Below are 12,358 nucleotides of genomic sequence, written 5' to 3' on the forward strand. Positions count from 1 at the left end.
AAATAAGGATACTTTTTTCCTCCCCGATTCAAACGGGGGTGTCTATTTTCGAAATAACGCCAGTTCATTTCGTATGGACGGTGATGGAATTTACAACTGGATTGAAAAATTAATGCCCATGTTTAGCGGTAATTACTCTTTAGCAGAAATAACCGACGGTCTCCCTCTCCCCTATCAAAATCGTGTATTTGAAATCGGAGAGATTTTATATGAAAATGGTTTCGTTCGAGATGTAAGTCAAGATGCACCTCATGAATTAAATAGCGCCTTACTTGATAGATACGCTTCACAAATTGAATTTTTAGAAGCTGATTCTCATTCAGGCGCTCTAAAATTCGAAACGTATCGCGGGGCAAACGTCCTTATCATTGGTTCTGGAGATATGCTTACTTCCTTAGTTGCTTCTTTATTAGAATCAGGATTACCTACCTTTCATTACCTTGTTACAGATTATGAGGAAACAAATTACGACCGCATTCATGAGCTAGTAGAACTTGCATATGAAGTTGATGATACTGTACTTGTTCAAGAAATTGATACGACAATTGATCGTCCCCTACATGAAGTGTTCGAGCCTTTCGACTGGATTTTGTACGTTTCTCAAAATGGAGATATTGAAGGTTTAAGAGCAGTTCACACGATTTGTAGAGAAATAGGAAAGAACTTCATACCAGCCGTCTGTTTATCAGCACTTGGTATAGCTGGTCCTATCGTAACAGCTACTCATGAAGAATGCTGGGAATCCGCATGGCACCGGCTACATGAAACGACTTTACAAAATGAACATTCATCAGCATCATTTTCACCACTTCCATCTGCAATGTTAGCAAATATAATTGTATTTGAATTACTTAAGCATGTCGCTGATGATTCTTACCGAGAAAAAGAACCACAATTCTTTTTATTAAATTACGAAACACTCGAAGGAGCATGGCATCCTTTTATAAAACATCCTCTCGCAACTGATGAAAGTTTTACAATTGATACGATAGAAAATCTTTCTGAACAACTTGAGCATCGGTCCAACCAACATACTTCAACTGATTTATTCCGCTTTTTCGACTCATTAACTTCTAAAGAAGCTGGTTTATTCCATGTATGGGATGAACAAGATTTATATCAATTACCGTTATCACAATGCAATATTCAAGTAGCTACTCCACTATCAGATGGTCCTGCTTCCCTCCTGCCTCTTATGACTTGCGGAGGTTTGACTCATAATGAAGCACGCCGAGAAGCTGGTTTAGCAGGAATTGAAACATATATAGCAGAAATTATGCACCGCCTTATTCCAGAACATAATGATATCGGTATTGGCGCTGGAGAAACGATGACAGAAGGTGTATACCGGGCGCTACAACAACATTTAAATAACAAATTGTATGAGCGACAATCACATATGCTAGAAGAAATTACGACGGTCGACTTAACCGAAATTCATGATAAACATTGTAGATTTTATTACGATGCTCTCGCTACAATTCATGAAACACCTAAAATAGCAGTAAGTGAAGAGATTCTCAGCTTTCCAGTCGTTTGGATCGGTATAAATGATCGATGGTACGGCGCATCTAATATTAATACAACGTTAGCGTTACGAAACGCACTACAACTATCCCTTCTTCATATTCAAAATGAAGAGACTCCATACCGAGCTAATATCTTGCCGGAATCCTCTATTATTTTATATGACACGGATTCTTTTAGGTTAGAAATACAAGCGGAAGAAGAAATTCCGAGCACACAATCTGTACAGCTTGCCTTGCAACATTTAGAAGAACATAATTTTTATCCATTCGTGTTTGATTTAGCTATTGAATCATTTTTGAAAGAGAACTTAGATGGTGTGTACGGAGTATTAATTGCAAAGGAGGACAGTCTATGACTCAAAATATATTGCTTATAGGAGATGGCTTACTTGCAAACTATGTACATGATCAACTATGCAAACAATATTCTATCATTCGTCAACATAGCCTTACAGAAGAACTCCCTGAACATATTCATCTCGCTCTCGTACTACATGATGGCTCTCCTTCTTCTCTTCATCATGATGCTGAGCTAATGTTTCGATCGAATCATATTCCATGGCTACGTGCATTCACTTCATTTGGTGAAGGTATTATCGGTCCTTACATTCATCCTCTTGCAACTGGCTGTTCCAACTGCTCTGATGGACGCCGGTTTATCGCTGGCTTTGATCAACAGGAAATGTGGGAACTACAGCGGAAATATGCGTTAAAGGCAGATAATGTCACAAGACGTGATGTACGTGCCACCCAAAATGGCATGTTACAAATGTGCCATCTTATTCGTGCAGAAACAGAGAAAATATTAACTCATCACCATTCTTCTTTAGAAAACGAACTCATTTTACTAAATTTACAAACACTGCAATGTACGCGGCATTCTTTTCTTCCCGATCCGCTCTGCCCTGTATGTAGCAATTTGCCTGACGATACGGCAGATGCCGCAGCAATTTCGTTACAACCGAGCTTAAAAACAAGCGAAGCAACGTATCGCTGTCGTTCCATTCATGAACTAAACACATTTTTAACGAGAGATTATTTAGATTATCGGGTCGGTATGTTAAACGGAAAAATGCAGCATTCTTTATTACCATTTGCTGACGTTATTATCAACATGCCATTAATGTTTGGAAATGAAGGTGTTGCAGGCCGAACTCATTCATTTGCAATGAGTGAAGCGACTGCTATTTTAGAAGGTTTAGAACGATATTGTGGTATGTCACCTCGAGGAAAAAAGACAAATGTACACGGCAGTTTTCGTGAGTTAGAGGATCATGCACTGAATCCCCTCTCACTCGGTGTACATACAAATGAACATTATAATCGGAATAGTTTTCCGTTTAAACCGTTTGATCCTGACTATGAACAAAACTGGGTATGGGGCTACTCTTTATTACAAAACCGGCCGATTTTAATTCCTGAATCAATCGCTTATTATAGCCTCGGTCATCGAGATGCTTACGTATATGAAACATCAAATGGATGTGCTATTGGTGGTAGTTTAGAAGAAGCAATTTTTCACGGCATTTTAGAAATTGTAGAGCGTGACGCCTTTTTGCTCACTTGGTATGCCGAATTACCTCTCCCCCGCCTTGATCTTAGTTCAGCAAATGATACAGAATTACAATTAATGATTCAGCGGCTATACACGATTACCGGCTATGAATTGCATGCCTTTAACGCAACGATGGAACACGGCATCCCAAGCTTATGGGTAATCGCGAAAAATACGCGTGAAAATGGAATGAACGTCGTTTGTGCGGGAGGCTCTCATTTAGACCCTGTCCGCGCTTTAAAGAGTGCCATCCATGAAATAGCAGGCATGTTACTAATAACAGACGATGAACTCGAACAAAAAAGAGAGCACTACGAAAACTGCTTACAAGATCCTTATCTTGTAAACAAAATGGAAGACCATAGTATGCTGTACGGATTGAAAGAAGCGGAAGAACGTCTTCACTTCCTTTTACGTGACGATGCACCGGTGCAAACGTTCCAAGAAATGAACGGGTTACAATCATTTGATCTAGATTTAACATCCGATCTTCATCAACTTTTAAACCGCCTAGAACAAGCTGGACTTGAAGTAATCGTTGTAGATCAAACAGTACCTCTTATAGAAAAAAACGGATTACATTGTGTAAAAGTCATTGTTCCAGGCATGCTACCGATGACGTTCGGTCACCATCTCACTCGTGTTACAGGGCTAGATAGAGTGTATACCGTACCCATGACGCTTGGATATAGTGCTGAGCCTTTAACGAATGAACAATTAAATCCACATCCGCACCCGTTTCCATAGTAAAGGAGGGGATTCTATGCAGCTGGGTACTTTTTTACATCATCTCCATTTTTCTATAGACGAAATTATGCCGAACCATGAAGTGGACTGGGAGGATGCACCACTTCCTTATAAACTATATCGAAACGTACCTGTCATCCCTCTCCCTTTAGAAATACCATTGTCTTTACCTAACTCTTCTACTACACCTACTTTGAAGGAGATTGGTCATTACCTTTGGGCCTCATTTGGTTTAACACAATTATGTCAGCTAAATAGCGAGAAAATTTTATTCCGAAGATCTATCCCTTCAGGCGGCGCTTTATATCCAAATGAATTGTATATATATTTAAAGATTGATGACTATCCAGACGGTATTTACCATTACGACGCTGCGCACCACCGACTTATTTTACTTCGCGAAGGAAATTTCGATTCTTATCTTTCGGAAGCACTCGGCAATCGTTGTAACATACAGTCTTGTTTTGGTGCTGCATTCGTATCCACTATGTTTTGGAAAAACTTCTTTAAATACAATAATTTTTCATATCGTCTTCAAGGACTAGATAGTGGTGTTCTCATCGGTCAATTACTTGCATGTGCCAAACAATTCGGTTACACAAATGGCGTATATTTTCAGTTTCTAGACCGTGCAATCAATCATTTACTCGGACTGTCAGAAGGCGAAGAAAGTGTGTATGCCATTGTTCCTTTAAGTACAGAACCGCAAAATGATTGGTTTCACAATGGTGATCATGATACTAACACGGTTACTTCTCATGAATTACTGCAGCAATTTCCGCCGTTAGCACACGAACATTTCGTTCGATCAAAGCAAGTAGATAAACATCCTATGATAACAAAAATAAATGAAGCTTCTATGATCGAATCGACAGCACACTTCCAAACACTACATCATGAAGAGCACTATCAACATCATGCGCACGCTGTACAGTTGCCGAAAGTAGAGCGATTATCGTATGATTTCTTACAACTTTGTAAAGAACGATATTCCCCTGACGCTGACTTTACTTTAACGAAATGGGATGCAGCAGAGCTCGCTACTTTACTACAAGAAGCGAGCCTCTCCTTCCCTTATTACAACGATCTTGATGGTCAGTATGTAAATGAAAATGCACGAGTCTCCTTATATGGATGTTTTTATAACGTAAAAGATATAGAAAACGGCGCTTATTCTTATAACAGTAAATCACATTCCATACAGCCACTTCGATATGGAGACCTTCGTTATCCCCTTCAATCCAGTATGACAATGGATAACGTAAATCTTTTTCAAGTACCACTTTGCCTACATGTGGTCGGAAAGAAAGATTACTATACACGTGCATTAGGCTATAGAGGATACCGTATTCACCAAATGGAAGCTGGTATACTCGTTCATAAACTCGTTTTCGCCGCAACCGCGATGGGAATGGGCGGGCATCCATTACTAAGTTTTGATACAAATTCATGTGATCAGTTGTACGGGATAGATGTGGAAAATGAAACGTCTCTCATTCAAATTCCTGTTGGAGCGTATCGGGCGCGGAATTGGCTAAAAGGGGATTTACGTAATTAGAAGCACGCCGGTGGACGGCGTGCTTTTTTACTAGATTAATTTAAAAATACTCTTAATTTGTCTCGCGAATAACCAATTTTTCGTACCGTAGTTATCATTTAAACTATCTAAATTGATAGATTGTCCGTTAGCAAACTTTAATTCTAACGTTGTGTTTTTGTCATTTGTTTTTAAGTTGCTATTTGTAATGGCATCATACTTTAGTTTTTCAATTTCAATATATTCGTCTTTTTCTTGTCCGATCACGACATGGTCTTGGAAGAAGAATAATACTTCTACTTTCTTACCGAAACAAAATACATTTTTCGTATAAATTAATGTCGCATTATCAAGTCCGACGCATACTTCTTTCATCTCTTCCACAACATGTCCAAAGTCTTCTTCTTGTCTTGCGTTTGATTCAGCAATCCATTCTTCGATTGTTTTCATGTTAATTGCCATACTGTGCCCCCTGGTTCGTTCATTGCTTTATTTAAAAATAAATACTATATGAAAATATAAGCGATAAGTACTATGTTTTCAAGGGCGAATGGTATATTCGAAATAAAGTTAAATTTCAAAGTAATATACTAGGAGCATCGATTTCATTATATTTTAAACGTTTGAACGAGACATTCTTCATCATCGATTAACTGTTTTTTCTCATCAAATTCGATGTTTAGCTCCCTATATACTTTCTTCCAAAAAGAAACTGCTGGTACATTTTTCACAAGTTCGATAACGAAATACTGCCCTCGTTTCTCTTTTAATACATTCTCAATAACTTGTTTACCGATTCCTTTTCCTTTGTACTGATTCAATATGAAAATGTCATTTATGCTAAAGTCGTTTTCCTTCTTCAAAAACGGGCGTTCCAACAATAATAAAAATCCTACAATACTATTTTCAGCTTTTATAAAATACGGAGTGATTCCATCATTTTCCCAAAACATGTGCAAATCTTCGTATTCAAAAAATCCATTTTCCCCAATCGTTATATTAAGAGTGAATGTCGAGAGGTCATGAAGATATAGTGCATACAAATTACGCAATATTTCTTTTTCTGATTCTTGAACTGTTTGCAGTGTTACAAACATTTTTAATGATCCCCTTCCTTGTACGTAACTATTTCCAATTCTCTTCATTCGACAAAAATAATGATTCCCCTTTAACGAAAAAAATAGCACTTAAAAAGTGCTATTCCGCTCGCCTTGCCGCTTGCTGAATTGGATCCCAAACGCTGTTATATGGTGGTGCGTAACTCAAATCAACATCTTCTAACTCGTGAATACTCATTTTATTAAAAAGTGCCATTGCGATCACATCAATTCGTTTATCTACACCTTCTTCTCCAATTACTTGTCCGCCTAATAGTTGTTTCGTATCAGAGCGATATAGTAATTTCAAATAAAGTGGTTTGGCATTTGGATAATAGCCCGCCATATTTGTAGAATCTACTTTGACTGTTTTATACGGGATATGTAACCCTTTTGCTTCTTTTTCATTTAAGCCTGTTCTTGCCAGCGTCAAATCCATAAATTTAATAATACCTGTACCTAACGTACCTTTAAAAGCCCTTCGCTTATCAAGCATATTCAGTCCAGCGAGTCGCCCTTGTTTATTCGCAGTCGTTCCTAGCGGGATATGGTCATGAATTTCTTTTATAACGTGGTAATGTGTTGCGCAATCACCAGCTGCATATACGTCCTGCACATTCGTTTGCATATATGCATTTACTTCGATTGCCCCTTTATAATTTGTACGTATATTTGTTCCTTCAAGAAAATCAGTATTTGGCTTCACTCCAACCGACACTAAAACAAGATCTGCTTTATACGTTCCTTTATCCGTTTCAATTTGTTCCACTCTTTCATTTCCTTTAAATGCTTTTACATTTTCATTCGTTAAAATTTCAATATTATGTTTCCCTGCTTCTTTATGTATATATGCAGCCATATCTGCATCGTAAATCGTACCGATATGATCATTTCGCTCAATCATTCTTACTTTCTTACCAAGTTCGACGAATGTTTCTGCCATCTCCAGCCCAATCGCACCGCCGCCAATAATGGTTACATCCTCAACTTTATTCGTTTCTAACGTTTTTAATATGCGCTCAGCATCCGGAATTGTTTTTAAAAGGTGAACGCCTTGCAAATCTCGCCCTTCCCATTCTGGCATAACAGGATGCACTCCAGTCGCAATTAATAAACGATCGTACGGAAATTCAAAAACATCTTTCGTCTTCGTATGCTCTGCGTACACCATTTTCTTTTCCGTATCTACTTTCGTTACTTCATGTCGTACTTTCGCATCAATCCCATATTTATCACGAAACGTCTTTACATTACGCGCAATTAATTTTTCCGTAGAAGCGATAGCACCACTAATGACATATGGTAAACCACACTGCGCGTACGAATAAATTTCACCTTTTTCTAACGTCACAACATTTGCAGTTTCATCGTTTCTAACAATTTGCATCGCTGCGCTCATACCAGCTGCATCTCCGCCAATAATGACATAGTTCACTTTACCACTCCTTCTTTTTTACATACTCTTTACGTTTTCCATATTTTATAGAAATAACACCTACTTCCATTGTAAAGAAAGAGAATTTCATCTTCAAATTTGGTGCACAAATCTATGCCTTACTAGGTAGCTGTCGTGTCTTATAAACAACATATTTAATATGCTATAACAGTAATAATCGAAAGTAGAGGTGAAACATGTATGTGTGCCGGCCTTCTCGCTCAAACTCCAGAGGAACCGCAAGAACCGAAACCCGCCGTCTCGCTTGATCAAGAATTTTCTATTAATGCAACATTATACAGCGCTCGCGCTTGGTTATCTAATGATGAGACTTTCGCACAAACGATTTGGAAAGGCTCTCACTTCGCTTCAGCATCACACGCTGGCAAGTCCATCTTACCAATCGGTACTATAAAAATTTTGAACTTATCTGATGATACAATAACAGTTACTGCATCATCAGAATCAGATGATGCCCTCAAAATAGTCGTACCGCCTCATTCTGAAGGTGTTTTAACATCTAGTGCATTATCTGATGTGCAAGCAAGCACATCAGGAGGAGCAAGTAAAGTCACATTCCTCTTTCATATCTTTTTCTCAAGGGATCCTGGTCCAGCTAAAAAACCATAGAAAAGGTACAGTTATGCACTGTACCTTTTTCACGTGTTTTATTCTCTTGATTTGATGAGTTCAGCATTATAAGATTCAATATCCGTTAGCTTTCCTGTAAAATACGGATTTTCCCTATACCAAGACTGGTTTGAAAAGTACGCTTGCATATCTTTCGTTTGAAACATATGTCCATGCCTTGCGTATATTTCGTTTCTAGCAATTTTCAACTGTTCTTTCGATAAATATGTTAAGTCTGCACTCGTTAATTTTCGAATATCACTATCCGGGAAGATGAAACCATTATATACATACCGAGTCGTGGGCGCTGGAGTAACATTATAAACAACTGTTTTTTCTGTACTTTGCTTTTGGAATGGAAGATTATAAGAAGGAAGTGCCGTTACCGTTTCTACCGTCGTCGTTTCCCTTCCATTTTCTCCATTTCGTTCTAAATAAATCGTCGCACTTCCATCAGTTGCTACCGGTCCCCACGTAATTTCTTCTCCCGCTAGCGCTGTGACTGGTTTTTGATTCACGTACAATGTTGCACCAGGTGCATTCGTTTGCACTGTAATATATTGCCCTTGCAACGTTAAATCTATCGTTACGTTATTTTGACCTTGTTTCATAAGTACAACCTTTTCTTCACGTGATAGTTTTACATAATCATTTTTATATTCTGATTGAAACACTTGAGCTCCTGGAAGAAACGGCCCATATTGCTTCTCAAACTTTTTATCATCTGTTTTATCAATTTCTTTTCCGTTCATTTTTAAAGATGTACCTTTTTCACTTGAAAGTAAAGTCGTATAGTATGTCTTCGCTTTCAATTTATACCGATCAAATAAAAAGAAATACTTCCCGTCTTTCGTTAACGAAAAATCTGCTCTTTCGGTTCCGTCCCCTCGTTTTTCACCTTGCCTCAAATATTCTTTCAATTCATTCACGTAAGATGGGTTTTCTTTTATATACGAAAATAGTGGCATTAAACTCTCTCTCGTTACAATAACTGATGGATCATCTGCCGTGACGATTTCAGCTAACTTCTCCCCGTCCCGCTCTTGTACAATAGTAATCATCCGGTCTACTTGCGCAGTCTGCGTATAATACGACGATCCATATACATACAAACCGACAATCGCTATAACAAGTAGTACTAAAAGTGTAATGCCAACTTTTGTACCGCTGCTCATTTTCTTCTTTATTACAGGGTTCTCCCTCTTCTTACCGCAGTTTTGACAAAATTGCACACCGTCTTCAAGCTGAGTCCCACACTTTGTACATACATTCATCCATTCAACCACCTTTTCGTTAGAAGCCAGTTAATCCTCCCGTAAATGTTTGAATTATCATGTTAAAGTAAGACCAGAATATAATCCATATTGCGATTCCGTTTAAAACATTTGCGATAAGAAGAGTGTAAACAAGATCTAATCCACCGTTATCTAGTTTTACTATAGCTACAATTATACTAATTGCCATATAAGTTGTAGCTACTGATAGAAATAGCGGTAAGAAAAAGATTAATAAAAAGCTAAAAAGAAAAGAAAGAACTAATATAGCGATAGCTGGTGTCGCTATCGTCCCCCATATACCGAATACTTCAAGAAACGAAAAAGATGATTTCATCATCTTCCCACTTACAAAAATAATAAATCCGACAAATAAAGTTAAAATTAGTAAAAATAAAAAGACTTTTATAGACTCTCCAAAGAAAGAAGGCGTAGATACATCCGGTGCAAATGTTCTTGTAACATTCGCCGCTGCGCTCATTATTCTATAAAAAATACACGCTCCTAAAAAACAAATAAGTACAAGGCTTGTAATTCCATTTCGTACTTCAACATTTCCACTTTTCATAATCGCTGTCGGTGTTTGTAATGCGTGTTTAAAGAACTGAAAATAGCCACTTGCAAACCGCTTCGCTTGCTCTACCGTTTCATTTGGTCGAGTTTCCTTTGCTTGTGTCGCGCGCGCTTGTTGCTCATCTTCTTCCTGTGCACCACTCGCTACTACTTCCTCCGTCAACGAATGTCCACAATTCCCACAAAACTTTGCCTCTGCTGCATTTTCCGTCTGACACGCCGGACATTTCATTCTCTTATCCCTCCTTGAGCATATACCATATAGGGTGTTACAAATTCAATATATGACTTTGTACATAAAACATGACTACAAGAAAAAGATTCTGAAATCCTTCTTTCAAAAGAAATATATGTGCTAGCAATCTTGAAAAATAATGCTATTATGAAACAGAACAAATAACATTTTTAACAGATTGGATGACTGGCAATGGAATTGGTAAACTCAATTTTTCAAATACTCCTTACAAGCGTAAGCCAATTATTTTCTTTAATTGGCGTTATCATTGTAATTGGATTTCTATTAGGCTATTTAGAATCTCTCACACGCATGTATTGGTCGAGAGCTTTCGGGAGAAAAGGATTCCTTTTAACAGCTTGGATTGGTGTCCCTATTCACGAACTTGGACATGCCATTATGTGTGTACTATTTCGTCATAAAATTGTAGCAACGCAGTTTTTCCCAACAGATACAAGTCAAGGTGCTTTAGGCTACGTACAACATCAATACAATCAAAAAAGTGTATATCAACGAATTGGGAACTTCTTCATTGGAATCGGTCCTATTATTTCCGGTATCACTGCATTAATCCTTTTAATGCGCTATTTCGTACCAAATTCATACTTTTTATTTAATACAACTCTCGAAAAAACAATTACTTCTACTTCTATTAATATAGAAATGGTTCAAAACATGCTCTTGTCGACGTTTGTATTATTGAAAAGCCTATTTACAATAAGTAATGTATTGAATCCTTCCTTTTGGCTATTTTTATTTATCGCCATTTGTATTTCTGCACATATCGCTTTAAGTAAACCAGATATTAAAGGATCAATAGACGGTGTGATCGTCATGTTTATCGTATTATTTTTATTCAATATAATCGCAGGACTATTTCAATACAACAGTAATCAGCTAATTGGCAAAGTGATGAAATATAATATGTACCTCATTGCATTTTCTAGTGTGGCACTGCTATTTTCTTGTATTTCTACACTTGTTAGTTTTGGATTTTATAAAATAAGAGGAGGGCGTTCGTTTTGAACGCCCTCCTCTCCTCAATTATTCCCCCTTATAATCACAATGCTCAACCGGAACACGAGCATGTCCCTCGTCATCTGTACACCATGACTGCGACTGGAAGGCAAGAAAGATACCAGCCCATTCTTCTTCCTTTTCAAAGTGAATGATTATTCCTCCGTCTTGCCATATACCATTATCACCTTTCCATTTCTCTACATTCCCTTGATTCATATGAATATCGTGTATACCGTTTCCTGGCTCGAAATGAAAGTAAGAATCAGGTGTATTTTCTTCTGGTCCCCATCTTTCACCGAACGCATAAATAATTGCCTTTTCTTCTATCGCTCGTTTTATATAACGTTCTATTTTTTCGTTTAAATCATTATCTGTTCCTGCTTTTTCGGGAGGTAAAGGAATCATTTGTGTTGAGTCAAATAGATTTCCTCTTACATAATCTAAAGCCACTTTCGGCTCATTATTTTTTACTTCCGTAAAACCAAATGGTAATGTCGGTAAAATATGAATCGCCTCTGACCTAATATTGTTACTCGCAAAATATAAAACTTCTGACGGATAACTTTGCGATTTTACGTTAATTGCAATACGATAATTTACTCCCGCTTCATCTTGTAAATGAACTTGATAATGAGGTGTTCTCCCTTTTCCAATCTTTGATTGTATAACTGTACCTTTTAACACGCCGTAGTTTTTTAGGGGCATACATTTCATCTCCTATTCATT

Annotated in this window: 11 protein-coding genes; 5 read left to right on the plus strand and 6 right to left on the minus strand. The window is 37.6% G+C overall.

Annotated elements, in window-relative coordinates:
* From MR113_RS16240 to MR113_RS16250, 3 genes are all read left to right on the plus strand, one after another.
* Positions 1-1,885 (plus strand): putative thiazole-containing bacteriocin maturation protein (locus MR113_RS16240; RefSeq protein ID WP_242255506.1); only part of this gene is annotated, 1,885 nt, incomplete at its 5' end.
* Positions 1,882-3,831: a TOMM precursor leader peptide-binding protein gene (locus tag MR113_RS16245; RefSeq protein ID WP_242255510.1), complete on the plus strand. Its 1,950-nt coding sequence runs from the start codon at positions 1,882-1,884 to the stop codon at positions 3,829-3,831. The genes MR113_RS16240 and MR113_RS16245, both read left to right, overlap by 4 nt.
* Positions 3,832-3,847: 16 nt before the next feature.
* On the plus strand, positions 3,848-5,389 hold the full coding sequence (locus tag MR113_RS16250; RefSeq protein WP_242255513.1) for a SagB family peptide dehydrogenase: 1,542 nt from the start codon (positions 3,848-3,850) through the stop codon (positions 5,387-5,389).
* A 30-nt stretch (positions 5,390-5,419) separates the two neighbouring features.
* Here MR113_RS16250 and MR113_RS16255 read toward each other — a convergent pair whose 3' ends face one another.
* From MR113_RS16255 to MR113_RS16265, 3 genes are all read right to left on the minus strand, one after another.
* The gene (locus tag MR113_RS16255; protein WP_242255515.1) at positions 5,420-5,830 is read right to left on the minus strand and encodes a DUF3908 family protein; all 411 of its coding nucleotides are present in this window, start codon (positions 5,828-5,830) and stop codon (positions 5,420-5,422) included.
* Positions 5,831-5,976: 146 nt separating this feature from the next.
* Positions 5,977-6,465, minus strand: coding sequence for a GNAT family N-acetyltransferase (locus tag MR113_RS16260; protein WP_242255517.1), 489 nt, complete (start codon positions 6,463-6,465; stop codon positions 5,977-5,979).
* Positions 6,466-6,565: 100 nt separating this feature from the next.
* Positions 6,566-7,900 carry an FAD-dependent oxidoreductase gene (locus tag MR113_RS16265; RefSeq protein WP_242255519.1) on the minus strand — a complete coding sequence of 445 codons (1,335 nt, stop codon included), beginning with the start codon at positions 7,898-7,900 and terminating at the stop codon, positions 6,566-6,568.
* Positions 7,901-8,101: 201 nt separating this feature from the next.
* Here MR113_RS16265 and MR113_RS16270 point away from each other — a divergent pair, with 201 nt between their 5' ends.
* Positions 8,102-8,530 (plus strand): hypothetical protein, encoded by a 429-nt coding sequence (locus MR113_RS16270; RefSeq protein ID WP_242255520.1) that lies wholly within the window; start codon positions 8,102-8,104, stop codon positions 8,528-8,530.
* Positions 8,531-8,568: 38 nt separating this feature from the next.
* Here the strand turns inward: MR113_RS16270 and MR113_RS16275 are convergent, their stop codons facing one another.
* On the minus strand, positions 8,569-9,804 hold the full coding sequence (locus MR113_RS16275; protein WP_242255522.1) for a TcaA 3rd/4th domain-containing protein: 1,236 nt from the start codon (positions 9,802-9,804) through the stop codon (positions 8,569-8,571).
* 19 nt (positions 9,805-9,823) lie between these two features.
* Positions 9,824-10,609: a zinc ribbon domain-containing protein gene (locus tag MR113_RS16280; protein WP_242255523.1), complete on the minus strand. Its 786-nt coding sequence runs from the start codon at positions 10,607-10,609 to the stop codon at positions 9,824-9,826.
* Positions 10,610-10,804: 195 nt separating this feature from the next.
* Here MR113_RS16280 and MR113_RS16285 point away from each other — a divergent pair, with 195 nt between their 5' ends.
* Complete coding sequence (locus MR113_RS16285) at positions 10,805-11,638, plus strand: hypothetical protein (protein WP_242255524.1); 834 nt, start codon at positions 10,805-10,807, stop codon at positions 11,636-11,638.
* Between the two features lie 18 nt (positions 11,639-11,656).
* Here the strand turns inward: MR113_RS16285 and MR113_RS16290 are convergent, their stop codons facing one another.
* The gene (locus tag MR113_RS16290; protein ID WP_242255525.1) at positions 11,657-12,337 is read right to left on the minus strand and encodes a DUF2278 family protein; all 681 of its coding nucleotides are present in this window, start codon (positions 12,335-12,337) and stop codon (positions 11,657-11,659) included.
* Between the last annotated feature and the right edge of the window lie 21 nt (positions 12,338-12,358).

It is taken from the genome of Bacillus cereus group sp. BfR-BA-01379 (assembly GCF_022663605.1).
GTDB lineage: Bacteria > Bacillota > Bacilli > Bacillales > Bacillaceae_G > Bacillus_A > Bacillus_A mobilis.